Consider the following 24,145-nt stretch of genomic DNA (forward strand, 5'->3'; position numbering starts at 1 on the left):
GGCTCACCGAAGATGATAGCCCAGACCATCGGCATTGACCGGTCATCAGGGAAAAGCATTAGTTGCAAACTTCAACTAATGAATTATTCTTTGACACCAACCGGCCGTCTGAGGGTCGCGCAGGCGGACCATGCACTCATTCATCACAGAGGGGATTGGCGGTATGCAAAGGGACATCGAGTTGAACGCGCTCGGCGAACAGATGCGCGCATGGCGCAGGGATATTCACCAGCATCCCGAACTCGGCTTCGACGAGCATCGCACCGCCGGACTGGTTGCGAAGCTGCTCGCCGGCTGGGCGATCGACGTGCAGACCGGCATCGGCGGCACGGGCGTAGTCGGCACGATTCGCGGCACACGCGGCGACGGTCCGTCGATCGGTCTGCGCGCCGACATGGACGCCCTGCCGATGAGTGAAAAAGGCACGCACGCTCACCGTTCGACGCACGACAACGTGTTCCACGGCTGCGGCCACGACGGTCATACCGCGATCCTGCTCGGCGTCGCGAAACACCTCGCCGCGCATCGCGACTTTCGCGGCACCGTGCATCTGATCTTCCAGCCGGCCGAGGAAACGCTGCGCGGCGGCTCGGCGATGATCAGCGACGGCCTGTTCGAGCGCTTTCATTGCGACGAGATCTACGCACTGCATAACAACAACCAACTGCCCGCCGGCAAGGTCGGCGTGCGCAGCGGCGCGATCCTGTCGGCCTGCGATCTGTTCCGGATCACGGTCACTGGCATCGGCAGCCACGCGGCCATGCCGCACAAGTCGATCGATCCGCTGATCGTCGGCACGACGCTCGTGCAGTCGATCCAGAGCATCGTGAGCCGCAACATCGATCCGCTCGACACCGCCGTGGTCAGCGTCTGCAAGTTCCTGTCGGGCACCGCGATCAACGTGATCCCCGACACCGCGGTACTCGAAGGCACGGTGCGCACGTTGTCGCTCGAAGCCCAGCAAACCACGCTCGCGCGGCTGCGCGCGATCTGCGAAGGCGCGGCCACGATGTACGGCTGCGAAGTGCGCTTCGAGCATCTGCAGACCTCGCCGCCGACGCTCAACACGCCCGCCGAAACCGACACCGTGCGGCGTGCCGCCGAGCGCGTGCTCGGCGCGGACAACGTGATCGTCGACGTCGCCCCGCTGATGGCCTCGGAAGACTTCGCGTTCATGCTGCAGCAACGCCCCGGCTCATACTTCTTCCTGGGCCACGACGGCCTCACCTGCCATCACCCGGAATTCGACTTCGACGACGACACCGCCCCCACCGGCGCGGCCGTGTTCATCGAAATCGTGCGCCAGCGGCTCGGCTAATCCACATTCACGCAATCGATCAGAGGGGAACAGCAATGAACGGAAAACCGACGCCCTCGCCGGCGATGGTGCGAAAAGTTGTGATTGCTTCGGTGCTCGGCAATGCATTCGAATGGTTCGACTTCGCCATCTACGGCCTGTTCGCCGTGATGATCGCGAAGCTGTTTTTCCCGAGCGGCAACGACTTCGCGTCGATGCTGCTCACGCTCGCGACGTTCGGCGTCGGCTTCGCGGTCCGTCCGCTCGGCGGCGTGCTGCTCGGTTTGTACGGCGACCGGGTGGGCCGCAAGAAAGCGCTGTCGATGACGATCGTGCTGATGTCGATCGGCACCGGCATGATCGGTCTGTTGCCGACCTATGCGGCGATCGGCATCGCGGCGCCGATCCTGATGGTGCTCGCGCGGCTGATCCAGGGCTTCTCGGTCGGCGGCGAATTCAGCGGCGCGACGACGATGCTGGTCGAGTTCGCGCCCGCGAATCGCCGGGGCTTTTACGGCAGCTTCCAGATGTGCTCGCAAGCGCTCGCATTCGCGCTCGGCGCACTGGTCGCCTATACGCTGACCGTCAATCTCGCGCCGCACGATCTCGAGTCGTGGGGCTGGCGACTGCCGTTCCTGCTCGGCATCCTGATCGGCCCGGTCGGCTGGCTGATCCGCTCGACCGTCGACGAATCGCCGGAATTCCTCGCCTACGCGAACGAAGTGCGGCGCGGCAAGATCAAGCCTGTGAATACGCCGCTGCGCACGGTGTTCCGCGACTATCCGCGGGCGGTGCTCGGCAGCATCGGCATGTCGGTGGTCGGTACCGTGTCGGCCTACGTGTTCGTGTTCTTCCTGCCGATCTTCGCGAAGAAGCAACTCGGCATGTCGGCCGCCGATGTGAACCTGAGCACCTTCATCGGCACCGCGATCATCCTGGTGTTTTGCCCGCTCGCCGGCTATCTGTCGGACCGCTTCGGCCGCAAGGCCGTGCTGCTGCCCGCGATCGTCGCGTACGGCATCGCTTCGTACGTGCTGTTCCGGCAACTCGTCAACGTGCCGACGTTCGGTTCGCTGCTCGCGGTGCAGATCGGCGTGTCGTGCTTCATGAGCTTCTTCTGGGGCCCGACGCCGATCGTACTGACCGAAGTGTTCCCCGTCAGCGTCCGTTCGACCGGCGCGGCCGTCACCTACAACCTCGCGGTGCTGATTTTCGGCGGCCTCGCGCCGTTCGTGAACACCTGGCTCGTGCATGTGACGGGCAGCAATCTCGCACCGATCTACTACGTGCAGGCGAGCGTGGCGATCGGCATCGTCGGCGTGCTGGTGTTGCCGTCGACCGCGCGCGCGAGGCCGGCCGGGTTGCGGCTCGACCGGCAGGTGTAAGCGTACGGATCGGCCCTGCATCGCCGATCCCGGAAGGCAACGCTAGCAGCATCGGACGCGAAGCAATCCGCGGTTCAGCGCGGCAAACCACGCGTAAATCCGGAATTAGAAGGAACCGCCCAAACCGTAAGATCGCCATGAACCGGTCAGTCAGGTGTTGGCAACATGGTAGATCTTCCTCTTTCCGATGACGCCTGGGCGCGCATCAATCATCTGTTCGAGCCGGAGCCGAAGAAACGTTTGGGCCGGCCCGCGCGTCCGCCGCGCGAGATCCTGGACGCGATCCTGTGGGTCGTCACGCGCAACGAGAAATGGCATCGGCTGCCCGGCACCTTTCCGCCGTCGCAGACGTGCTACATCAGGTGGCTGCAATGGCGCCGCACGGGCTTGATGAACGCGATTCTCGACGAGCTCGGCCTGAGCGGTTGCGTGCTTGACCCGGCATCTTGCGCGAATTCGGCGCCTGCGGCCGAGTCCAACGCCGAGGCCTGAAATCGCGGCCTGGAATGGCATATATTGTTGGTAAGGATGAGTGCCCGCAACGGCGCGGCCCCGATCTGCATCAGCCGCACGCGTGCGGGTATGATGCCGGGCGCGGTACCCACCGCGCCCGCTTCCGATGCCGCATTTCTTGCCACGAGAACCATCATGCCTGCCCAACACGACGAAGCACCCGGCACTCACGACACGGCGGACAAGCCGAAGCGCAAGACGCTGTCCCTGTCCGTGCGCAATCTCCTGATGGTCGCCATCGGCGTCGCGATGTTCGCAATCGTGTCGGGCGTCGTGCTGTACAACCCGATCATGTACGGCGACGAGATCCCGAACTTCGGCATCATCCTGATGCTGACGGTGCCGGTGATCGCGGGCGTCGCGTTTCGCGTCGGCCTCGACGCGTGGCTCGATCGGGAGTGAGCGGCACGAGCGCCGCGCCCTCAACCCGTCAAGCCGCCTTGACCGGCAAGACGACCCACACTTCGAGGCCACCGCCGTCGCGCGCATGAAACTGCAGGCCGCCGCCATGCAGCCGCGCGATCCGCTCGACGATCGACAACCCCAGCCCCGTGCCGCCGCTGTGCGCACGCGCATTGCGGCCGCGCTGGAACGGCGCCTTCAGCTTTTCCAACTCCTCCGCCGTCAAACCTTTGCCGCGATCGCCGACCGCGACCGTCACCGCATCCTGGGTCGCCCACGTGCGCACCGCAAGCCCGCTGCCGCCGTAGACGATCGCGTTCTGCATCAGATTCATCAGCAGCCGCATCATGCTGATCGGCCGATATCGAACGGCCGGCAAGCTGCCCAGCGACAGTTCGAACTCGTGCCCGAGCCCCGCGAAGTCGCCCGCGAGCCGTTCGATCAGCGCGTTCAGATCGCCGGGCTGCGCTTCCTCGCGCTCGCCGCTGCCCGCGTAATCCATGAACTGCTGCAGGATCGTCTCGATCTGATCCAGATACGACTCGGCGGCGATCACGAAGCTGCTGTCGGCCCCTGCCGGCATCGCCATCGCCATCGACAGACGCAGCTTCGTCAACGGTGTGCGGATGTCGTGCGAGATGCCCGCGAGCATCAACGCACGCGTCGCCTCGGCGTCCTGTAACGCGCGCGTCATCTGATTGAAAGCGCTGCCCACGGCGGCGATTTCGGCAGGGCCGTCGGTCGGCAGCGGCGCGGGCAGGTCGCCGGCGCTGACGCGGCGGGCCGCTTGCGTGAGCTCATGCAACGGTTCGTTCAGATGCAACTGGATCGCGTAGCCGGCGAGCGCGGCGAGCACGCCGAGACCCAACGACAGGAAGATCGCCGCTTCGAGGCCGCTGCCCTGCGCGTCCGCGGGAATCGGCAGCGCGATCCAGTACGGCGCGTTCGCCACGGAACCCGCCGCGTTGTCGGAGCCGGCGGCCGGCGCATGCATGCGGATCCACAGCCGCTGCGCGCCCTCGGTCTGCCACCGCACGGGCATATCAGCGGGCAGGTGCTTGCGCAGGCTGTCGACGAACACGCCGCGCTGATAGGTGGTATAGACGTGAAACAGATCGTGCGGCGATGTGTCGGCCGCTTCAGGCGGCAACTGCTCGCGCGCGTCGAGACGCGCGGTTAGCGTCGCGCGCGAGGCGGGCGGCGTAGCGGCGAGCAGGTTGTCGAGCGTCGTCACGTAGGTCGCGAACACAGCGGCCGCGCGCTCGACGCGCGGCCGCTGCACGTAATGCAGCAGCACGACGATCGAGCAGATCTGGCTCAGCATCACGAGCGCGATCAGCAGCGCGATATTGCGCGCGAGCAGCGTACGCGGCAGCAGTGTGCGCGACAGCGAGCGCATCATGATTCGACATCGGCGACGAGCATATAGCCGACGCCCCAGACGGTGCGGATGAAACGCGGCTTCGACGGATCGTCCTCGACGGTCTGTCTCAGGCGCAGTACCTGCACGTCGATGCTGCGGTCGAGCGCGTCATGGTCGCGCCCCCGCGCACGCGCGAGCAGGTTGTCGCGGCTCACCGCGCGATTCGGCGACGACGCGAGCGCGACCAGCAGCAGCATCTGCGCGGAATGAATCTCGAGCGGCACGCCCGCGCGCGACAGCTCCTGCTTGCCGACATCGAGCGTGAAGTCGCCGAAACGCACGCACTGCGACGTCACCGTAGGGTCGCCCGCGGCCATTTTCTGGCGGCGCAGCAGCGCATTGATTCGCGCCACCAGTTCGCGCGGCAGGAACGGCTTCGCGAGGTAGTCGTCGGCGCCGGTTTCGAGGCCGGTCACGCGATCGAGCGGATCGCCCTTCGCGGTCAGCATCAGGATCGGCAAGGTCTGCCCTTGCGCGCGCAGCTTCGCGCAGATCTCGAGGCCGTCCTCTTCGCCGATCATCAGATCGAGGATCAGCAGGTCGAACGGCTCGCGCTCCAGGTAGCGATTCAGACGCTTGCCGTCCTCGGCCGCGCGCACGTCGAAGCCGTGACCGCGCAGAAAGCGCAGCAGCATGTTGCGCAACTCGGCTTCGTCGTCGAGCACGATGATCCTGGCGGGGCGTTCCATCCGCAAGCTCCTCGATATTCACGCCGCTCAGCGTGCGGCCCCGCGTTCCTGCATGAATGCCTCGATCTGCGACAGCGTGATGTAGCCGGCCTTCTGCGTGTCGATCTCGTCGAAATGACGCGCGACCATCGGCATGCCGGCCGCCGCCTGGGCGCGGGTCAGTTTGCCGTCGTGCGTGGTGTTCGCGTTCGAAAAGCGCGTTTGCAGCTGCTGCTCCATCTGCGCCATCCGCTGCGGGTTGATACCTTGCGGCGCGGCGGCCTGAGCGAACGTGACGGTGGACGCGCAGCACAGCAACACGGTGGCGAGCAACTTCTTCATGACTGACTCCTTCGGTTGGAACATCGACCGTCGCCTGGCTGGGTGCCGCGATCCGTTTCGATGACAGGCCGAATTCTTGGCCAGACGCCGCGCGATCGCAATTCAAGAATCATGTCGAATCATGTCACGGCCCCGGGTGCCGCTGCTGCGTGACATCGAATGAAATGAGTTTGCGATTCCGTTGCGCGGGCCTGCTGCGTATCGTTCCGTCTGCCGTCCGTCGGCTTTCTACGTATCAGGAGTCCCAAATGACTATCCGTCTTGCCTGCGCCTCGACTTTCACCGCCATCGGTCTCGCCTGTTCTTCCGCCGCCTACGCCAGAATCGTCGTGTATCTGCCCGCCGCCGTGGTCTATGCGCCGCCGCCGCGACCGGTCTACTACCCTGTGCCGATCAATCCCGTGTACGTATCGGCGCCGCCTGTCGCCATTCCAGTGGCGGCCGCGACCATCGTCGCGGCGCCGCCTAACCAGCTGCCGGTCACGACGGCCGCTGCTACCGTGGTGGTGCCGCCCGCACCGAACTATGCGGTGATGCCCGTGCCGACGGTCAGCTATGCGCAACCGCTCGCGACCGCGCCGCAGTGACCGCGCCGCATTGACCACGCACTTCGGGCCGTCGGGCAGAGCCGCTCCGACCGCCTCGAGGCTCGCCACGCCGTTGACTCAGCATAGGACAAGCGCCTGGCACGCACGCCTGGTGAATTCCCGTTGTCGAGTTGAAAGGTGCAGCGCCGCCGCGGCGCGTCGGGCGCTGCGCGTAAAGCTTGCATTGAGTTTGCCGCTTCTTACCATCGCTCACCGCGTCCGGCGCGCGCTCGATGTGGCGTTTTGTGCCGTCACGGCTGATCTTGACTACAAATAGGCGGGATGGAACGAAGCTTGCTGTCGCTCTTTTACGTTCGCGCGCGCGCCCATCCCCAGCTTTCCTTTTCCCGGACCTTTGTGATGAGTTACCAAGATATCGACAAGGAAATTGCCCATCTCGAAGTCGTTTTCAACGCACTTTCGGCGCGCGACCGTTTTCCGCTCTCGTACTGGCATCGCCGGCTGCTCGCGTTGAACCGTTCGTCGATGGTGCCCGCGCAACGCCAGCGCGTCGCCCACCTCGAAGCGAGGCTGCGCTCGATCGGCGCGCGACTGGACCCGCTCGCCGGCGCGACGCCCGTCGGCACCACGCCAGCCCGCGCCGATGACGGACGGGTCAACGATCCGTTTGATGGCGGACGGGTTTCGCAGATCCGTTCAGCCGGTTAGGATCCGCGCCCCCAGCGCCAGCACGAGCGCGGGCACCATCACCAGCGCGCCGACCTTCAGAAACTTCATGAAGCCGACGTCTTCGCCTTCGCGGCGAATCGCGTTGAGCCACAGGATCGTTGCGAGCGAGCCGGTGATCGACAGGTTAGGCCCGAGGTCGACGCCGATCAGGAACGCGTCGATCACGCGCTCCGGGCTATGCGCCTGCATCACGGTCGAACTCGCGATCAAGCCGGCCGGCAGGTTGTTGATCAGATTGCTGAGGAACGCGATGCTCGCGCCGGCCCAGCCAGCCGCTTCCATTTCGTTGTGTTCGGTCGCGCGCCGCAGCGCGCCCGCGAACGCGCTGATCACGCCGGTGTGATCGAGCATCTCGACCAGCACGAACAGCCCGGCGACGAGGGGCAACACGTTCCACGAGATTTCGCGGATCATCGGCAGCGGCGATTTGCGCTCCTTGATCAGCACGACGAGCGCGGTCAGCGTGCCGAGGATCGCGGTCGGCAGGCCGAGCTGGATGTCGTACGCGGAAACCGTCAGCAGCGCGCCGGCCGTCACCGCGATGCCCGCGAGCGCGACGCGCCCGCTCGCCGACAGCTCGACCGCCTCCAGATTCGCCTCGCAGACACCCGCCAGCGCCTCGCGCTGGGTCCAGCGCAGCATCACGAAGGTCGCGGCGATCGACAGCACCGACGGCAGCGTGAAACGCAGCATCCACGGTCCCAGCGGCGGCGTGTGATTCCCGTACAGCACGATGTTGGCCGGATTCGAAATCGGCAGCACGAAGCTCGCCGCATTGGCGACGAACGCGCAGATGAACAGCAGCGGCAGCGGCGGCGTCTTCGCTTTCTTCGCCGCCGCGAACACGGCGGGCGTCAGTACGACGGCGGTGGCGTCGTTGGAAAGAAACGCGGTGATCACGACGCCGAACACATAAATGAGCACGAACAGCTTGCGCGGCGAACTACGGGCATGATTGACCGCGAGCACCGCGACCCAGTCGAACAGCCCTTCACGGCGGCCGACTTCGGAGAGCAGCATCATGCCGAACAGGAACAGATAGACGTCGGTGCCCTTGCCGATCGCTTCGATGGCCAGATGCAAGGGCAACAGGCCGAGTGCGACGAGCAGCACCGCGCCGGCAACCGCCCATACGGCTTCGGGCCATTTGAACGGCCGCGTGATCACGCCGGCGGTGGCGAGCGCGGCAATGCTCCATGAAAGAAAGACAGGATTCACAGCTTAAGCCCGGAAAATGAATGATGTTGGTGGCTGCGCAAAGCGCGCAACCTTTGTTGTTCGGGGCAACAAGTTACCACAGCGGTACCACGGCGAGCGCTCCATAGCAGTGCGCGTGCCTTCATGCTCGTGCCTTTCAGCCCGCATGTCTTTCAACACAATTAACGACAACGGGGAAACAATCTGTTCCCGATCGCCCCCTTTTCAGTTTGAATTGGCATCCCTACTATCCGCATTCTCACGCGGTTTCTCGCGAGCAACGGATAGAACACGATGCAAATACAGGCTTCCGCTCCCACGCGCTACCACGGCGCCGCCATCGCGCTGCACTGGCTGATCGCCGCGCTGATGATCGGCGGCTTCTATATCGGCTGGATCATGACCGATATCCCCGGCTTCACGCCGACCAAGCTCAAATACTTCTCGTGGCACAAATGGATCGGCGTGACCGTGTTCGCGCTCGCGCTGCTGCGCGTGCTGTGGCGCGCGACGCACCGCGCGCCCGCGCTCGATGCCGCGACGCCCGCGTGGCAGAAGGCCGCCGCGCATCTGGTGCACGGTGTGCTGTATCTGCTGATGCTCGCGATTCCGCTGTCCGGCTACTTCTACAGCTCGGCGGCCGGCATTCAGGTCGTGTATCTGGGTATCGTGCCGCTGCCGACGATCATCGGTCCCGACCAGGCGCTGAAGGCCACGCTGCGCACGGTGCACGTGCTGCTCGATTACACGCTGCTCGCGCTCGTGCTGATGCACGTGGTGGCGGCGCTCAAGCATCAGTTCGTCGATCGCGACGGCTTGCTCGCGCGCATGGTGCCGTTTCTGAAGAGCCGCGCATAACGACATGACGGCTTGAAGACAGCGATAACTTTTGTCGATTGGCTACGACTGGTTGGCAATCAAATTCCTCGCGGTGTGCAATCAGGCCGCGAAGCTCGGATAGGATGCGTACCATTATGAAAACACCGTTTTATCACTCCGCTCATCGCGCGTCGCTCGCCTCTTTCGCGGCGCTTGCGCTGTTCGGCGCGAACCTCGCGCACGCCGACGTCGACCTCGCGAAAAGCAGCGTCATCGCGACGACCAAACAGATGAACGTGCCCGTCGACGGCAAGTTCAAAAAATTCTCCGCGCAGCTGAACTTCGATCCGGCCAAGCCGGCCGCGGGCAGCGCGAACGTATCGATCGACACCGCCAGCTACGACCTCGGCGCCGACGACTACAACAAGCAGGCGCAAGGCAAGGAATGGTTCGACAGCGGCGCGTTCCCGAGCGCGACCTTCGTGTCGAACTCGATCGCGCCGGCCGGCGGCAACCAGTACAAGGTGACCGGCAAGCTGACCATCAAGGGCAAATCGCAAACGGTCGTCGTGCCGGTCGTGATTGCAAGCCAGGGCGCCACGCAAACCTTCGACGGCTCGCTGCCGATCAAACGCACGCAATTCGACGTCGGCACCGGCGAATGGAAAGACACGTCGGTGGTCGCCGACGAAGTCGTCATCAAATTTCATCTGGTCGCGGCGAAGAAATAACGCACGACGCCGCAGCACCGCATAACCTTAGACCTCTGGAGTCCACCTTGAAGAAATCCTTCCTGCTCGCCGCCGGCGCGCTCGCCGCCGCATTGTCGTTCAACGCGATGGCCGCCGCCGAAACCTACATGCTCGATCCGACCCACACGTCGCCGAGCTTCGAGGCCGATCACTTCGGCGGCCTGTCGATCTGGCGCGGCAAGTTCACGAAAAGCAGCGGCACCGTCGTGCTCGACCGTGCGGCGAAGACCGGCACCGTCGATGCAACGATCGACCTGAGCTCGGAAGACATCGGCAACAGCAAGCTCAATGAGGAACTGCTCGGCGACAAGTTCTTCGACGCCGCGAAGTACCCGACTGCGGTCTACAAGGGCACGCAGATCCGCTTCGACGGCGACAAGCCGGTCGAAGTGATCGGCACGCTGACGATGCACGGCATCACGAAGCCGGTCAACCTGAAGATCGAATCGTTCAAGTGCATCCAGCACCCGATGCTGAAGCGCGAAGTGTGCGGTACCGAATCGACCGCGACGTTCAATCGTGACGATTTCGGCATCGACTTCGGCAAGGCGTACGGCTTCAACATGAAGACCACGCTGAATATCCAGGCCGAAGGCATCAAGCAGTAAGCGCATCGCCTCGCGCCCGGCACGGCCGGGCGCCGATCTACTGGACCGCGGGCTGCGCCGGCGCGTGCGACGCGCGGCGCGCCTCCAGCCACGCGACCAGCTCCTCGCGGCGCATCGCCTTCGCGAACAGCCAGCCCTGTCCGTACTGCACGCCACGGCGCGCGAGATACTCGACCTGCTCGCTGCGCTCGATCCCCTCCGCCACGATTTCCACCCCCAATTCGTGCGCCATGTCGATGATATGCGGCGCGACGATGCTCGACGCCGCCTGCTGGGCGATGGTATCGACGAACGATTTGTCGATCTTCAGCACGTCGATCCTGAAGGTTTGCAAATAGGCGAGGCTCGAATAGCCGGTGCCGAAATCGTCGATATAGACCGGGTGGCCGGCGCTTCTGAAAGCCGCGATCGTCTGCCGGGTTACATCGGCGTTCAGGAAATGGCGCTCGGTCGCTTCGATCCTGATCTGCGCGGGACGCAGGCCGGTTCCGGCGAGCCTCGCGGTGATCAGGTTCAGAAAGCGCGGCGTGCGCAGATCCTCGCCGCTCACGTTGATCGACACGTAGAACGACGGCCGCGAACGCAACAGATCCGTCAGGTCGTGCAGCGCCTTATCGAGCACGAGGTCGGTCAACGCCTGGATCAGGCCATGCTGCTCGGCCAACGCGATGAAGATATTCGGCGAGATCTCGCGCCCGTTCAGATTCCATCTGGCCAGCGCTTCGACACCGACGCATTCGTTGGTCGCGAGACTCACGACCGGTTGATACTCGACGTCGATAATTCTTTGCGAAATCGCCCATTCGAGCGAGGCCTGGAACGACACCTGCCGCGAGATCCGTTTGAACGCGAACCAGCCGAACGCGCCGCCCATCGCCACGCCCATCGACACCCACATCGCCAGCAGGCCGGGCCAGTCTTTCAGCAGGCTGGTGCGCCGGCCCTTCACGACGACGCCGAGGGCCCGCGTCGCCGAGCGTGCCACCGCGTAGTTCCATTCACCGCTATCGACGCGCCCCGCCCGCTTCCATGCATCGAGCATCTCGTCGGGGTCCGCGCCGGTCGACAGCGCGACGATCGAGTTCACGTCGGTGTTGATCGTGGCGATCGGCCTTCCCGCCGGATCCATCACATCGACGTACGACTGCGGATCGATCGACACGTACTGGCCGTTGCGCCCGATCTGTATATCCTCACGCACGTCGCTGAGCGGGTTCTTTTGCTGGAACCAGAGCAGGTAGCCGTCGTTGCTGCGCCAGCGCGGCGGCGGCAATGCGAGATTCTGCGTGCGAACGTCGCCGAACAGCGGCGAGCAAAGATAGCGTCCGTCGCCGTACGCGCCCGCGTCCCGGACGTAGCGGTAGTTGAAAATCACGTGGGCAGCCCGTTCCAGGTATTCCGGCGAACATGGCGCGCCGTGCTCGGCCTGCAGGTCCGCGATGGCGGCAAATCCCTGATAGGTGACGAGTTCCGTGCGCATCACGGCCTTTTCCGCGTAGAGGCGCAAATCGCGTTGCTCGCGGCGCGCGACGTCTTCGTTCGCGACATAGATGCTGATCAGGACCGGCAGCACCGTTGCGGCGCAGCCGAGTGCGATATACGCCGAAATCAGCGACATGCGCTTGAGCATTTATCGAGCCCCGTGGTGAACGGTCGCGGCGAAATCCGCCGGCAGCGACTGCGGCCCTGCATGGACCCAGTACGCAATCGGCGAATGTCAGAGTCAAGGATAGTTACTGAAGCCGCTTTTTCAACATTGCGTTGATCGACACGCATGCGGCCGACCGCGCGAGCCCGACCGGCGGCGGGCGCGGCAAGGTACCATTACGGCCTGGCGGCGTCGCGCCGCGCGCCGTCACCGTTTTCGTTTACTGCCATCGCCCGCTTCAAACCCCATGAATTCGCCACTCCGCCGCATCGCGCACCTCGACATGGACGCGTTTTACGCTTCCGTCGAACTGCTGCGCTATCCGGAGCTGCGCGGCCGCGCGGTGGTGATCGGCGGCGGGCGCAATAGCGCGCCGCAGGTGCTCGAAGACGGCAGCAAGCGCTTCGCGAAGCTGCGCGATTACGCGGGCCGCGGCGTCGTGACCACCTCGACCTACGAGGCCCGCGCGCTCGGCGTGTTTTCGGCGATGGGCATGATGAAGGCCGCCGCGCTCGCGCCCGACGCGATCCTGCTGCCCACAGATTTCGATTCGTACCGCCATTACTCGCGACTCTTCAAGGCGGCCGTCAGGACCTTCACGGAGCGCATCGAGGATCGCGGCATCGACGAGATCTATATCGACCTGACCGAGCTGCCGGGCGAGGCGGCCGACCTCGGCCGGCGCATCAAGGAGGCGGTTCGCGAGGCCACCGGTCTCACGTGTTCGATCTGCGTCGCGCCGAACAAGCTGCTCGCGAAGATCGGCTCCGAGCTCGACAAGCCCGACGGCCTGACGATCCTCACACCGGCCGACATACCGCTGCGCGTGTGGCCGCTGCCGGTGCGCAAGGTCAACGGCATCGGCCCGAAGGCCGCGGAGAAGCTGACCGCGCTCGGCCTCGCGACGGTCGGCGATCTGGCCGCCGCCGACGCCGGGCTGCTGCAGGACAACTTCGGGCGCAGCTATTCCGCGTGGCTGATGGAGGTCGCGCAGGGTCACGACGAGCGGCCGGTGGTGGTCGAATCGGAGCCGAAGTCGATTAGCCGCGAGACTACGTTCGAGCGCGATCTGCATCCGCGTCACGATCGGCCGGCGTTATCGAGCGCGTTTACGGGGCTGTGCGTGCGGGTCGCCGACGATCTCGTGCGCAAGGGCTACGTGGGCCGCACGATCGGCATCAAGCTGCGTTACGACGATTTCCGCACCGTCACGCGCGACCTGACGCTCGACGAACCGACCGCCGACGCGACCGAGATCCGCCGCGCGGCGACCGAATGTTTGCGACGCGTGCAGTTGAACCGCAAGCTGCGGCTGTTGGGCGTGCGCATCAGCACGCTGAGCTCGGCCAGCGAACAGGCGCGCAAACCGCGCCTGCCGGTTCAGGCCGACTTGCCTTTCGCGAGCGACGAATAGGCGGTGTCGCTGGCGATGCCAGTCGCAGTCGCAGTCACGTTTGCATTCGCGTTCGCGCGCATGGCCGGCACGTCGCCCGAGGTGGACAGCGCCGATGCCGCCACCGAAAACGAGAACGTATTGACACCGTTCGCGCTGTGCGCGGACACGGTGCCGCGATGCATCTCGGCGATCGCCTTCACGATCGCGAGCCCGAGCCCGTGGTTTTCGCGGCTATTGGTGCGCGAGACTTCCGCGCGATAGAAACGGTCGAACAGATGTTCGAGCACGTCCGGCGCGATCTGCTCGCCCGGATTCGCCACGACGACGCGCACCTGGTCGCGCAGCGGACCTTCCCCGCGCGCGATCGTCACGCTGATCGACGCGCCCGGCTCGCAATGCTGGATCGCGTTCATCAGCAGGTTCGTGCACGCGCGGCCGAACAGCGAGCGGTTCACGCGCGCGAACGCATCGCCCTGCAACTTCGCATGCACGCGCGCTTCTTCGAGCGGAATCTCCAGAAACTCCAGCGTATGCGCGACTTCCGCCGCGAGCGACACCTCGATGAGCCCCGTCGCGCGTTCACCCTGGTCGGCGCGCGCGAGGAACAGCATGTCGTTGATGATCGCGCGCATCCGCTCGAATTCTTCGAGGTTCGATTGCAGCGTGTGGCGCAGGTCGTCGACCGAGCGGTTGCGCGTCAGCGCGACCTCGGTCTGGCCGATCAGGATCGTGACCGGCGTGCGCAGTTCATGCGCGACGTCCGCGTTGAACGATTCGAGGCGGCCGTAGGCGCCGTCGAGCCGTTCGAGCGCGCCGTTGAACGAGTTCGCGAGATCGTTCAGTTCATGCGGCAGCGACGCGGTATTGAGCCGCTGCGAGCGGTTGTTCGGGCTGACCGCCGACGCGTCGCGCGTCAAACGCGTGAGCGGTGCGAGGCCGATGCGCGTAACGGAGTAGCTGAGCAGCAGCACCGCGAGACTGCCGAGCGCCGACAGCGCCGCGAGTGCCGAGCCGAACACGCGCATCGTGCGCAGGTTCGGCGAATAGCTCGCCGCGACCTGCAACTGCACCGGCGGCCGCGCGGCATTGGCGGGCAAGGTCACCGTCGAGGTCAGCATGTCGGGGCCGCCGCCCTCTGGCGTGATGCGCGCGTAGCCGCCCGACCAGCTCTTCGTGACGGTGCCCTGCACCGGCGTGCCGAAGTGATAGCTTGGGTCCGCGCTCGTCACCGAGTACACGGTGCTGCTGTCGTGCGGCGTCATGTCGGTGAGTTTTTCGCGGGCCATCCGCCATTTGTCGGGCGTCACCGCGTGATAGACGATGATGCGCGCGATCTGCGTGCGATCGTCGAGCGACTCGCGCAGATGATGTTCGAGCTGCGTGCGCAGCACCAGAAAGAGCCCAGAGCCGACGAGCGTAAAGACGAACAGCGCGACCAGCGCGAACATCGACGCAAGCCGGCGGGCAATCGAGCGGTTCATGATGACTCGGCCTCTTCACGCACCTCGAGCACGTAGCCCATGCCGCGCACCGTGTGCAGCAGCTTCGACGGGAACGGACCGTCGAGCTTCGCGCGCAGGCGCTTGATCGCGGTTTCGACGACGTTCGTATGGCTGTCGAAGTTGACGTCCCATACGAGCTCGGTAATCGCGGTCTTCGACAGGATGTCGCCCTGACGGCGCGCCAGCACGCTCAACAGTTGAAACTCTTTCGCGGTCAGGTCGAGGCGCACGCCGTCGCGCGTTGCGCGGCGGCCGATCAGATCGACGAACAGATCGCCGACGGAAATCAACGTGGACTCCTGCGAACGCGTGCGGCGCGCGAGCGCATGCAGACGCTCGACGAGTTCGAGGAACGAGAACGGTTTGGTCAGGTAGTCGTCGGCGCCTTCGCGCAGGCCGCGCACGCGGTCGTTCACGTGATCGCGCGCGGTCAGCATGATGACCGGCGTCGACTTGCGCATGCGCAGCGCCTTCAGCACGCTGAAGCCGTCGCGCTTGGGCAGCATCACGTCGAGGACGATCACGTCGTAATCGAATTCGGTGGCCAGATGCATCCCTTCCTCGCCGTCGAGTGCGACGTCGACGACCCAGCCCTGCTCTGTCAAGCCGGAGCGCAGATAGTCCACTACCTTGTGCTCGTCTTCAACAATCAGCAATTTCATCCGCGTCCCCTGTCGACGGGAGTTAGTGCTTTAGCACTTACTCCCGTCCCATGCCACTTGTGGCGGTCGACCTGAGTTAGCGCTTTAGCGCTTACTCAGGTCCCATGCCGCTTGCGGCGGTCGACTCTGCATTATACGAAACGCCTTCGAAGTCTTCCCACCGATCCCACTGTGTCGGCATGGAAGCTCGGCTGGCGATTCAGCGTGCAGGAGCCAGCGTCTCCTTCTGCGCGCCACCCGTTTGGGTCTGCTGCGGCATCGCCGTAGCGCTGGCGACGTTCGCAGTAGCGCTGGCCGCGTTCGCCTCGTTCGCGGCCATCGCACCACCTTGCGCGCCGCCATCCCAGCCGCCGCCGAGCGCCTTCACGAGCGCCACCGACAACGTCAGCTGCTGACCGTGAATCTGCACATCCGTGCGCTCGCTGGTCAGCAGCGATTCCTGCGCGTCGATCACATTCAGATACGCGACGAGGCCGCCCGAATAGCGATCGTTAGCGAGCGACAGCAGCCGCTGCGCATCCTCGACCGCCTCGCGCGACTGCTTCGCCGCGCCATCGAGCACCGACAGTCCGGTGATGCCGTCCTGCACCTGCTGGAACGCGCCCAGCACCGTCTGCCGATAATTCGCCTCGGTTGCCTTATAGCCCTCGCTCGCAAACTTGACGTTGGCCGCGCGTCGCCCGCCGTCGAAGATCACCTGACCGACCGTCGCGCCAAGCGTCCACATCAGCGTCGGCGCGGTAAGCAGATTGGCGAACTCGGTGCTTTCCCAGCCGATGCCCGGCGTCAGCGTGAGGCTCGGGAAGAACGCAGCCTTGGCCACGCCGATCTGTGCGTTGGCTGCCGCCATCGCGCGTTCCGCCGATGCCACGTCGGGCCGCCGTTGCAGCACGTCGCTGGGTACGCCGAGCGGCACCGTCGGCGGCTTGATGTCGAGCACCTTCGGTTCGATCGCGAACTGCGGGGCCGGCACGCCGACCAGCGCGGCGATCGCATGCTCGAACTGCGCGCGCTGATTCAGCAGCAGTTGCGCCTGCACGCGCGTCGAGTCGAGCTGCGATTTCTGCTGCAGCACGTCGAGGCCCGAGACCGAACCGAGATCGTGCTCGGTGTTCACGTAATCGAGCGCTTTCTGCTGCAGCTTCACCGACTGGTTCAGCACGTCGATCTCGTTGTCGAGCTCACGCAGCGAGAAGTAATCGGTGGCGAGGTCGGTCGTCAGCACGAGGCGCGCGTTCGCGAGATCGTCCGCCGACTGCTCGGCCGATGCCTGCGCGCCCTCGACCTGACGACGGATGCGGCCGAACAGATCGGTGTCGTAGCTGATCGTCGGTCCGAGCTGGATGTTGTTCTGCACCGTCGATTGGGTCGGCGTCGCGTAGTTCGTCAGCGGCCGGTCGTGCGAGATGCGAAAGCGCGAGGCCTGCGCATTGAAATCGACTTCCGGCACGCGCTGCGCGCTGGTATTCGCGAGCGTCGCCTTCGCCTGCTCGTAGTGCGCGCTCGCCGCGGCGAGCGTCTGATTCTGCGCGAGTGCCTGGGTTTCGAGCGTCGCGAGCGTCGGGTCGGCGAAGCCCGTCCACCAGTCCGGCGCAATCGGCGCATGCGACGGCGCGGCGACGCGCCAGAACGAATCGGTGTGCCACTCAGGCGGCACCTCGGCCTGCGGCCGCTGATAGTCGGGGCCGACCGTGCAGGCGGCGAGCAACGCCGCGCCGGCGCACGCGGTCAGCGCGGTGAAGACAGTGCCACGCGTACGCGACCGGTATGAACCCGTGAACCTCACGACGCCCCCTTGTCGCTCTTCTGCGGCTGCACCTGTACGTGATCGCCATCGGCGATCGAATCGCTCGGGTTGATGATGATGCGATCGGTCGGCTCGATACCGCTTTCGATTTCGAGCTGCTGACCGAGGTCCACCGCGATCACGACCTTGCGCAGGCTCACGTTGCCCTTCGCATCGACGACCGCGAGGCGCGGGCCCTCCGCGCGAAACAGCAGCGCATTGCCGGGCACCGTGAGGCGCGCATGCGCGGCGGCCGGCAACGCAACCTGCACGTAGGCGCCGGGGCGCAGCTTGTCGTCGGGATTCGGCAGCGTCACTTCGATCTGCAACGAGCGCGTGGGCACGTCGATCGCGCCGGACATGTGCGTGATCGTGCCGTTGAACTGCTGACCCGGCAGTTCGGCCTGGGTGACCACGACCTTCTGCCCGACCGCGACGTTCTGCGCATAGGCCTGCGGCAACTGCACGTAGACGCGAAGCGGATCTGACTGCGCGAGCGCGAACAGGGCCCGGCTCGTGCCGCTGCCCGCGTCGATCAGATCGCCGACGTCGACGTTGCGCTGCGTGACCACGCCGGTAAACGGCGCGACGATCCGCTTGAACGATTCGAGCTGCTGCAGACGCTTGACGTTCGCATCGGCGGCCGCGAGGTTCGCGATGTCCTGCGTATAGGTGCTTTGCCGTTCGTCGAGCTCCTGTTGCGACACTGCATCGCGCTGGCGCAACTGCTGCCAGCGATCGAGCGAGCTCTTCGCGAGCGCGAGGCTCGAATTGATCTGCTGGCGCTGCGCGAGAGCCTGCGCGAGTTCCTGGTCGATTTCCGGCGTATCGAGCTCGGCGAGCAGTTGCCCCTGCTTCACGTGCGTGCCGATATCGGCGTACCAGTGCAACAGATAGCCGGTCGCGCGCGCATAGATCGGCGACTCGACGTAGCCGCGCAACGTGCCCGGCAGCAGCGTGTTGCCGCTGCCGTCGCTCTGCGTCGGCGTGACGACGTTCACGTACTGCGTGGCGTTCTGTTGCGCGGTCGCCGTGACCTCGCGGTTTTGCAGCACGTTCGCGATCACGGTGCGCAGCGTGCCGATCACGAGCAGCACGAGCACGATCACGACCGCGATCTTCGCGCGCTTCCATTCGCGATTGCGCGGCGGCAGCAGGTGCTCTCCCTCTTCGGTTTCCCGCGTGGGGATCGCTAGCGATGCATGAGTTTTTTCGGTCATCTCAGTCAACCATCGTTTAACTTTTACGCGGGCGTCGCCGCACTGCTGTGTTCCGGTGCGGGGCTGCCGCTATGGCCGTGGTTCCCACCGCCGTTGCCGCCATCGTCGCCGCCACCGCCGTCGTCGTCTCCGCCGCCGCTCTTACGACGGCGCGCGAGCCACGAATGAATCCCCGCGAACACGAGCGGCACGAAAAACAGCGTCGAGACGGTCGCGAACAGCAGGCCGCCGATCACCGCGCGGCCAAGCGGCGCATTCTGCTCGGCGCCTTCGCCGAGACCGAGCGCCATCGGAATCATGCCGATGATCATCGCGAACGCGGTCATCAGCACCGGGCGGATCCGGCTCGCGCCCGCTTCGAGCGCGGCCGTGAGCGGCGGCGCGCCGGCCGTGAGCCGCTGGCGTGCGAACGAGACCATCAGAATACTGTTCGCGGTCGCGACGCCCATCGTCATGATCGCGCCGGTCAGCGCCGGCACGCTCAGATGGGTGCCGGTCAGGAACAGCATCCACACGATGCCCGCGAGCGCCGCCGGCAACGCGCTGACGATGATCAGCGGATCGATCCACGACTGGAAGTTCACGACGATCAGCAGATACACGAGCACGATCGCCATCGCGACGCCGATGCCGAGCCCAAAGAACGAGCTGCGCATCGTCTGTACCTGGCCGCGCACGGTGATCGTGCTGCCGCGCGGCAACGACGCGCGCACCTGGTTCACGATCTTGTCGACCTGATTCGCCACGCCGCCGAGATCGCGCTTTTCAACGCTCACATACAGATCGATCACCGGGCGGATGTTGTAGTGCGTGACCAACGCGAACTGGCTCTGCGGCGACACCTGCACGAGGTTGCCGAGCAGTTGCGTCGGTCCGTTCATCGTCGCCGACACCGGAGTGCGCAACAGTTCGTCGATCGACGACACCTGATACTGCGGCGTCTGCACCTGCACCTTGTATTCGACGCCGTTCCGGTTGTTGATCCAGAAGCCCGGCGACGTCTGCGAGCTGCCCGACAGCGAGACGAGGACGTTCTGCGCGACGTCGTTCGCGGTCAGGTTCAGTTGTTGCAGGCGGGTACGGTCCATGTGCAGATCGAGCACCGGTTCGTCGAGCTTCTGCTGGATATGCGTGTCGACGGTGCCGGGAATCAGGCGCACCTGCTTGAGCAGCTTGCGCGCGACCTCGAGGTTGCCCTGCTGATTCGCACCCGCAATCTGCACGTCCACCGCCGCAGGCAGGCCGAAGTTCAGGATCTGCGTGACGATGTCGGCCGGCTGAAAGAAGAACTCGACGCCCGGGAAACGCTGCGGCAGGATCGCGCGCAGCTTGTCCATGTAGATCTGCGACGGCTTGTGTCCTTCGTTCAACGCAATCTGGATCTCGCCGTCGAGCGTGCCCATCGTGCCCGCATTGCTATACGACAGGTTGATGCCGCTATACGGCAGGCCGAGGTTGTCGAGAATCGTGCCCAACTCCTTCGGCGGCACGACTTCGCGGATCACCTTCTCGACCTCGTCGGCCAGCCGCGCGGTTTCCTCGATCCGCGTGCCGGTCGGCGCGCGCATGTGCAGACGGATGTCGCCCGCGTCGACACTCGGGAAGAAGTCTTCGCCGAGCGTCAAGAACAGCCCCATCGACAGCACGCAGAAACCGAGGAACAGCGTGCCGAACATCTTGCGACGCACCAGCAGGCTGCTCAGGATCATGATGTAGGCCGCGCGCATGCGCTCGAAGCCGGCGTCGAAGCGGTGATACAGACGCATGAACAGATTCGGCTTCGCGCCCGCCTTCGGCTTGTGCGCGTGGCCCATCAGCAGCATCGCGAGCGTCGGCACGAGCGTACGCGACAGGATGTACGACGCGAGCATCGCGAACACCACGGCTTCGGCGAGCGGCACGAACAGATAGCGCGCGACGCCGGTCAGGAAGAACATCGGCACGAACACGATACAGATACACAGCGTCGACACGAGCGCCGGCACCGCGATTTCGCCGGCGCCGTCGAGAATCGCGTCGTGCAGATTCGTGCCCATGTGCAGATGCCGCTCGATGTTCTCGATCGTCACCGTGGCGTCGTCCACCAATATGCCGACCGCGAGCGCGAGCCCGCCCAACGTCATGATGTTGATGGTCTGCCCGAGCGCGTGCAGCACGATCAGCGACGACAGGATCGACAACGGAATCGAGATCGCGATGATGCAGGTGCTGCGCCAGTTGCCGAGGAACAGCAGGATCATCGCGGCGGTCAGCGCGGCGGCGACCAGCGCCTCGCGCACCACGCCCTGCACCGCCGCCTTCACGAACACCGACTGGTCGAACAGCGCGGTGATCTGCAAATCCGGCGGCAGCGCCGCGCGGGCGGACGGCAAGATGCCCTTCAACGTATCGACGATCGACAGCGTCGACGCGTTGCCGTTCTTCAGCACCGACATCAGCACGCCACGATGACCGTTCTGCCGCACGATGTTGGTCTGCGGCGAGTAGCCGTCGCGCACATGCGCGACTTCACGCAGATAGGTTGTCGCGCCGTTGACGGTGCGCACCGGAATGTCGTTGAGGCCCTCCAACGTCGGCGGCGAACCGTTCATGTCGATCGTGTATTCCTTCGGCCCGATCTTGGCTGTGCCGGTAGGCAGAATCAGGTTTTGCGCGTTGAACGCGTTGACCACGTCAGTCGGTGTCAGGCCCTTGGCCAGCATCGCGCGCGTATCGAGGTCGACCGAGATCAGTCGCGATTTGCCGCCATACGGATACGGCACGGCTGCGCCCGGGATCGTCACGAGTTGCGGACGCAGGAAGTTCAGCGCCGTGTCGTTGAGATCCTGCTCGGAGAGCTTCGGACTCGACAGGCCGAGTTGGATCACCGGAATACTCGAGGCCGAGTAGCTGATCACCAGCGGCGCGGTGGCGCCCGGCGGCATCTGCTTCAATTGCGCCTGCTCGACGGCCACCGTCTGCGCGATCGCCGTCTGGATGTTCGCGTTCGGCTGCAGAAACACCTTCAGGATCGCGATGCCGGGGAGCGACTGCGATTCGATATGTTCGATGTCGTTGACCGTCGTGGTCAGACTGCGCTCGTTGACCGACGTGATGCGGTTGGCCATGTCCTCGGCCGACAACCCGCTGTACGTCCAGATGATGCTGACGACCGGAATGTTGATTTCCGGCAACACGTCGACGGGCGTGGTGAACAGCACGAAGGGCGTCGCCAGCACGATCAGAATCGCCATCACGATGAACGTGTATGGCCGCTTAAGCGCTACGTTGACGATCCACATTGAAACGGGCCAGAGAAAATGCGGGTGGAGGGAGGGATTGAATCTCCGCTTATGCTAGATCGCTAGCACCAACACCTGCATGGCGCGAAAATGACGGAATTGTCAGGAAGCTGATTGAAAGCAAATGCACTATTTTTAAAGGTGAAGCCACGCTCGCCGAATTTACGGCGAATTAGGCGGCAAGCAAACGTTTGTTGAATAAATTTACGCGCAGTTAATGGAACGTTTGCTGATACGCGGCATGATTTTCGTTCGAAATATTATGAAACATGCTTTCAGATTGATTCGCAAAGCGGGACGATTTTGCTCCGCGCGGCCCTTCCCCTTCAACGAAAAAAGGCCGGTCAACCTGAATGGTCGACCGGCCTTCTCATTTGCGGTTATCCGGGGTCTGGCGTCAACGCCCGCGACGCTTATTTGGCGAACAGCGACGACATATCGGCGAACGCCTTGAATTCGAGCGCATTGCCCGACGGATCGAGGAAGAACATCGTGGCCTGCTCGCCGACCTCGCCCTTAAAGCGTACGTGCGGCTCGATGATGAATTCGATGCCGGCCTTCTGCAGTTTGTCCGCGGCGGCCTGCCATTGCTCCATCGACAGCACCGCGCCGAAGTGGCGCACCGGCACCGCGTCGCCGTCGACCGCGCTGGTGTGACGGTGACCGACTTCGTCCGGTGCCAGATGCGCGACGATCTGATGACCGTAGAAATTGAAATCGACCCACGCGTCCGAACTGCGCCCTTCCGGGCAGCCGAGCAATTCGCCGTAGAACTCGCGCGCGGCCGCGAGGCTATGGACAGGAAACGCCAGATGGAACGGCGGCAAAGCGGTTTCGGCAACGCTCATGATGGTAAGACTCGCTGGGTGGGTGTGGGGATGGATTGCGACTGGCACGACTGGCAATCGGCTCAGAACAAGCAAAGTTTAACCATGAATAAAAATGTTGAGAAACGATATATATTTGAGCTGACCATCACCAAAATCGATTGATCGATCATGCTCAGCGAGTTGAAAACCTTCATTGCCGTCAGCCAGTACGGCACGTTTTCCGGCGCGGGCGCGCGCATCGGGCTCACGCAATCGGCCGTTAGCGCGCAGATGCAGCGGCTCGAGCAGGAACTCGGCTTCCCGTTGTTCGACCGCACCGGCCGCTCGGCGACGCTCAACGAGGCGGGCCGCGAAACGCTCGCGCTCGCCGAGGAAATGATGACGCTCTACGCGCGGCTTTCGGAGCGCAGCGGCGGCGCCGCCGAAAGCGGCATGCTGCGGGTCGGCGCGATCGCGTCCGCGCAGGTATCGCTGCTGGCCGACGCGCTCGCGCGCTTTCGCGACGGCCGTCCCGGCTGGCGGATTCGTGTGGTGCCGGGCGTGTCGCTGGGGCTGCTCGGTCAGGTCGACTCGGGCGAGCTCGATCTGGCCGTCATCATCAAGCCGCCGTTCGCGCTGCCGTCGGAGCTCGAATGGCGCACGCTGGTCGCCGAACCGTTCGTGCTGCTCGCGCCGATAAAGCTCGCGCGCGGCGGGCGCTCGTGGCGCGAACTGCTGCGCAGCGAGCCGTTCATCCGCTACGACCGCGCGTCGTTCGGCGGGCGGCTCGTCGACCGTTTTCTGCGTCGTGCGCGCGTTGGCGTGCGCGACGCGGTCGAGCTCGACGAGTTGCAGGCGATCGTGCAACTGGTCGCGCGCGGCATGGGTGTCGCGCTGATTCCCAAAACGGCCGGGCTCGGCAAATGGCCGGCGAGCGTCGTGGCACTCGAACTCGGCGATGCGACCTTCGAGCGTGAGATCGGGCTCGTGCTGCGGCCGCGGCACAGCCGCCCGCTGGTCGCCGATGCGTTGGCGGAGTGTATTGCGGGCGCGGCGGAGAGTTGAGCGCGTGGCGCGGCGCGTTCCCTGCGAGTTCGATTCGGGTTCCGTTCGCGTTCGCAGCGAGTGTGCTGCCCTACGGACGCGCAACTGTATCTG

22 protein-coding genes are annotated in these 24,145 nt (G+C 64.7%); 11 read left to right on the forward strand and 11 right to left on the reverse strand.

The window, feature by feature from the left end; translation table 11 throughout:
* The first annotated feature begins 163 nt into the window (after positions 1–163).
* The 4 genes from EVC45_RS08800 (at position 164) to EVC45_RS08815 (ending at position 3,597) form a co-directional block, all read left to right on the forward strand.
* The gene (locus EVC45_RS08800) at positions 164–1,318 is read left to right on the forward strand and encodes a M20 aminoacylase family protein (protein WP_168991432.1); all 1,155 of its coding nucleotides are present in this window, start codon (positions 164–166) and stop codon (positions 1,316–1,318) included.
* Between the two features lie 35 nt (positions 1,319–1,353).
* A complete protein-coding gene (locus EVC45_RS08805) occupies positions 1,354–2,682 on the forward strand; it encodes an MFS transporter (RefSeq protein WP_129957608.1) in 1,329 nt (442 codons plus the stop codon).
* A gap of 165 nt (positions 2,683–2,847) precedes the next feature.
* Positions 2,848–3,174: a transposase gene (locus tag EVC45_RS08810; RefSeq protein ID WP_129957609.1), complete on the forward strand. Its 327-nt coding sequence runs from the start codon at positions 2,848–2,850 to the stop codon at positions 3,172–3,174.
* A 156-nt stretch (positions 3,175–3,330) separates the two neighbouring features.
* Positions 3,331–3,597: a hypothetical protein gene (locus tag EVC45_RS08815; RefSeq protein WP_129957610.1), complete on the forward strand. Its 267-nt coding sequence runs from the start codon at positions 3,331–3,333 to the stop codon at positions 3,595–3,597.
* A 28-nt stretch (positions 3,598–3,625) separates the two neighbouring features.
* Here the strand turns inward: EVC45_RS08815 and EVC45_RS08820 are convergent, their stop codons facing one another.
* The 3 genes from EVC45_RS08820 to EVC45_RS08830 are packed head-to-tail and all read right to left on the reverse strand — an operon-like array spanning position 3,626 to position 6,030.
* Entirely contained in the window at positions 3,626–4,999 is a 1,374-nt protein-coding gene (locus EVC45_RS08820) for an ATP-binding protein (protein ID WP_129957611.1), read from the reverse strand.
* The gene (locus tag EVC45_RS08825) at positions 4,996–5,709 is read right to left on the reverse strand and encodes a response regulator (RefSeq protein WP_129957612.1); all 714 of its coding nucleotides are present in this window, start codon (positions 5,707–5,709) and stop codon (positions 4,996–4,998) included. Before EVC45_RS08825 ends, EVC45_RS08820 begins: the two co-directional genes overlap by 4 nt.
* Positions 5,710–5,736: 27 nt before the next feature.
* Positions 5,737–6,030 carry an EF-hand domain-containing protein gene (locus EVC45_RS08830; RefSeq protein ID WP_129957613.1) on the reverse strand — a complete coding sequence of 98 codons (294 nt, stop codon included), beginning with the start codon at positions 6,028–6,030 and terminating at the stop codon, positions 5,737–5,739.
* A 248-nt stretch (positions 6,031–6,278) separates the two neighbouring features.
* Between EVC45_RS08830 and EVC45_RS08835 the strand changes: the two genes are divergently transcribed.
* Both EVC45_RS08835 and EVC45_RS08840 read left to right on the forward strand, forming a co-directional pair.
* Positions 6,279–6,617, forward strand: coding sequence for a hypothetical protein (locus tag EVC45_RS08835; RefSeq protein WP_129957614.1), 339 nt, complete (start codon positions 6,279–6,281; stop codon positions 6,615–6,617).
* 294 nt (positions 6,618–6,911) lie between these two features.
* Positions 6,912–7,286 (forward strand): hypothetical protein, encoded by a 375-nt coding sequence (locus EVC45_RS08840; RefSeq protein ID WP_373683006.1) that lies wholly within the window; start codon positions 6,912–6,914, stop codon positions 7,284–7,286.
* Here the strand turns inward: EVC45_RS08840 and EVC45_RS08845 are convergent.
* A complete protein-coding gene (locus tag EVC45_RS08845) occupies positions 7,275–8,525 on the reverse strand; it encodes an arsenic transporter (RefSeq protein WP_129957615.1) in 1,251 nt (416 codons plus the stop codon). The two genes, EVC45_RS08840 and EVC45_RS08845, sit on opposite strands and share 12 nt — an antisense overlap.
* 273 nt (positions 8,526–8,798) lie before the next feature.
* On the opposite strand from EVC45_RS08845, the gene EVC45_RS08850 reads away from it, so the two are divergent.
* From EVC45_RS08850 to EVC45_RS08860, 3 genes are all read left to right on the forward strand, one after another.
* Positions 8,799–9,362, forward strand: coding sequence for a cytochrome b (locus EVC45_RS08850; RefSeq protein ID WP_129957616.1), 564 nt, complete (start codon positions 8,799–8,801; stop codon positions 9,360–9,362).
* A gap of 116 nt (positions 9,363–9,478) precedes the next feature.
* Positions 9,479–10,054 carry a YceI family protein gene (locus tag EVC45_RS08855; protein ID WP_129957617.1) on the forward strand — a complete coding sequence of 192 codons (576 nt, stop codon included), beginning with the start codon at positions 9,479–9,481 and terminating at the stop codon, positions 10,052–10,054.
* Between the two features lie 47 nt (positions 10,055–10,101).
* Positions 10,102–10,683, forward strand: a complete 582-nt coding sequence (locus EVC45_RS08860) for a YceI family protein (protein ID WP_129957618.1) — start codon at positions 10,102–10,104, stop codon at positions 10,681–10,683.
* A gap of 37 nt (positions 10,684–10,720) precedes the next feature.
* Here the strand turns inward: EVC45_RS08860 and EVC45_RS08865 are convergent, their stop codons facing one another.
* Positions 10,721–12,313, reverse strand: coding sequence for an EAL domain-containing protein (locus tag EVC45_RS08865; protein WP_129957619.1), 1,593 nt, complete (start codon positions 12,311–12,313; stop codon positions 10,721–10,723).
* Between the two features lie 265 nt (positions 12,314–12,578).
* Between EVC45_RS08865 and dinB the strand changes: the two genes are divergently transcribed.
* Positions 12,579–13,745 carry a DNA polymerase IV gene (dinB, locus tag EVC45_RS08870; RefSeq protein ID WP_129957620.1) on the forward strand — a complete coding sequence of 389 codons (1,167 nt, stop codon included), beginning with the start codon at positions 12,579–12,581 and terminating at the stop codon, positions 13,743–13,745.
* Here the strand turns inward: dinB and EVC45_RS08875 are convergent.
* From EVC45_RS08875 to EVC45_RS08900, 6 genes are all read right to left on the reverse strand, one after another.
* Positions 13,712–15,208 carry a heavy metal sensor histidine kinase gene (locus EVC45_RS08875; RefSeq protein WP_129957621.1) on the reverse strand — a complete coding sequence of 499 codons (1,497 nt, stop codon included), beginning with the start codon at positions 15,206–15,208 and terminating at the stop codon, positions 13,712–13,714. The genes dinB and EVC45_RS08875 overlap by 34 nt on opposite strands.
* On the reverse strand, positions 15,205–15,891 hold the full coding sequence (locus EVC45_RS08880; RefSeq protein ID WP_042328199.1) for a heavy metal response regulator transcription factor: 687 nt from the start codon (positions 15,889–15,891) through the stop codon (positions 15,205–15,207). The genes EVC45_RS08875 and EVC45_RS08880 overlap by 4 nt, the downstream gene beginning before the upstream one ends.
* 199 nt (positions 15,892–16,090) lie before the next feature.
* Positions 16,091–17,623, reverse strand: a complete 1,533-nt coding sequence (locus EVC45_RS08885) for an efflux transporter outer membrane subunit (protein ID WP_129957725.1) — start codon at positions 17,621–17,623, stop codon at positions 16,091–16,093.
* A 50-nt stretch (positions 17,624–17,673) separates the two neighbouring features.
* Positions 17,674–18,897 carry an efflux RND transporter periplasmic adaptor subunit gene (locus EVC45_RS08890; protein ID WP_129957622.1) on the reverse strand — a complete coding sequence of 408 codons (1,224 nt, stop codon included), beginning with the start codon at positions 18,895–18,897 and terminating at the stop codon, positions 17,674–17,676.
* A 23-nt stretch (positions 18,898–18,920) separates the two neighbouring features.
* The gene (locus tag EVC45_RS08895) at positions 18,921–22,178 is read right to left on the reverse strand and encodes an efflux RND transporter permease subunit (RefSeq protein ID WP_129957623.1); all 3,258 of its coding nucleotides are present in this window, start codon (positions 22,176–22,178) and stop codon (positions 18,921–18,923) included.
* A gap of 413 nt (positions 22,179–22,591) precedes the next feature.
* The gene (locus EVC45_RS08900; RefSeq protein WP_008918388.1) at positions 22,592–23,026 is read right to left on the reverse strand and encodes a VOC family protein; all 435 of its coding nucleotides are present in this window, start codon (positions 23,024–23,026) and stop codon (positions 22,592–22,594) included.
* A 150-nt stretch (positions 23,027–23,176) separates the two neighbouring features.
* Here EVC45_RS08900 and EVC45_RS08910 point away from each other — a divergent pair, with 150 nt between their 5' ends.
* A complete protein-coding gene (locus EVC45_RS08910) occupies positions 23,177–24,052 on the forward strand; it encodes a LysR family transcriptional regulator (RefSeq protein ID WP_129957625.1) in 876 nt (291 codons plus the stop codon).
* Positions 24,053–24,145: the final 93 nt, after the last annotated feature.

Source organism: Paraburkholderia sp. UYCP14C (genome assembly GCF_004197395.1).
Taxonomy (GTDB): Bacteria; Pseudomonadota; Gammaproteobacteria; order Burkholderiales; family Burkholderiaceae; genus Paraburkholderia.

What these genes read in the sequence shown, in the direction of transcription:
- EVC45_RS08800 (WP_168991432.1), top strand. Translation starts at nt 164, where the DNA reads ATGCAAAGGGACATCGAGTTGAACGCGCTCGGCGAACAGATGCGCGCA.
- EVC45_RS08805 (WP_129957608.1), top strand. Translation starts at nt 1,354, where the DNA reads ATGAACGGAAAACCGACGCCCTCGCCGGCGATGGTGCGAAAAGTTGTG.
- EVC45_RS08810 (WP_129957609.1), top strand. Translation starts at nt 2,848, where the DNA reads ATGGTAGATCTTCCTCTTTCCGATGACGCCTGGGCGCGCATCAATCAT.
- EVC45_RS08815 (WP_129957610.1), top strand. Translation starts at nt 3,331, where the DNA reads ATGCCTGCCCAACACGACGAAGCACCCGGCACTCACGACACGGCGGAC.
- EVC45_RS08820 (WP_129957611.1), bottom strand. Translation starts at nt 4,999, where the DNA reads ATGATGCGCTCGCTGTCGCGCACACTGCTGCCGCGTACGCTGCTCGCG.
- EVC45_RS08825 (WP_129957612.1), bottom strand. Translation starts at nt 5,709, where the DNA reads ATGGAACGCCCCGCCAGGATCATCGTGCTCGACGACGAAGCCGAGTTG.
- EVC45_RS08830 (WP_129957613.1), bottom strand. Translation starts at nt 6,030, where the DNA reads ATGAAGAAGTTGCTCGCCACCGTGTTGCTGTGCTGCGCGTCCACCGTC.
- EVC45_RS08835 (WP_129957614.1), top strand. Translation starts at nt 6,279, where the DNA reads ATGACTATCCGTCTTGCCTGCGCCTCGACTTTCACCGCCATCGGTCTC.
- EVC45_RS08850 (WP_129957616.1), top strand. Translation starts at nt 8,799, where the DNA reads ATGCAAATACAGGCTTCCGCTCCCACGCGCTACCACGGCGCCGCCATC.
- EVC45_RS08855 (WP_129957617.1), top strand. Translation starts at nt 9,479, where the DNA reads ATGAAAACACCGTTTTATCACTCCGCTCATCGCGCGTCGCTCGCCTCT.
- EVC45_RS08865 (WP_129957619.1), bottom strand. Translation starts at nt 12,313, where the DNA reads ATGCTCAAGCGCATGTCGCTGATTTCGGCGTATATCGCACTCGGCTGC.
- dinB (WP_129957620.1), top strand. Translation starts at nt 12,579, where the DNA reads ATGAATTCGCCACTCCGCCGCATCGCGCACCTCGACATGGACGCGTTT.
- EVC45_RS08875 (WP_129957621.1), bottom strand. Translation starts at nt 15,208, where the DNA reads ATGAACCGCTCGATTGCCCGCCGGCTTGCGTCGATGTTCGCGCTGGTC.
- EVC45_RS08880 (WP_042328199.1), bottom strand. Translation starts at nt 15,891, where the DNA reads ATGAAATTGCTGATTGTTGAAGACGAGCACAAGGTAGTGGACTATCTG.
- EVC45_RS08890 (WP_129957622.1), bottom strand. Translation starts at nt 18,897, where the DNA reads ATGACCGAAAAAACTCATGCATCGCTAGCGATCCCCACGCGGGAAACC.
- EVC45_RS08895 (WP_129957623.1), bottom strand. Translation starts at nt 22,178, where the DNA reads ATGTGGATCGTCAACGTAGCGCTTAAGCGGCCATACACGTTCATCGTG.
- EVC45_RS08900 (WP_008918388.1), bottom strand. Translation starts at nt 23,026, where the DNA reads ATGAGCGTTGCCGAAACCGCTTTGCCGCCGTTCCATCTGGCGTTTCCT.
- EVC45_RS08910 (WP_129957625.1), top strand. Translation starts at nt 23,177, where the DNA reads ATGCTCAGCGAGTTGAAAACCTTCATTGCCGTCAGCCAGTACGGCACG.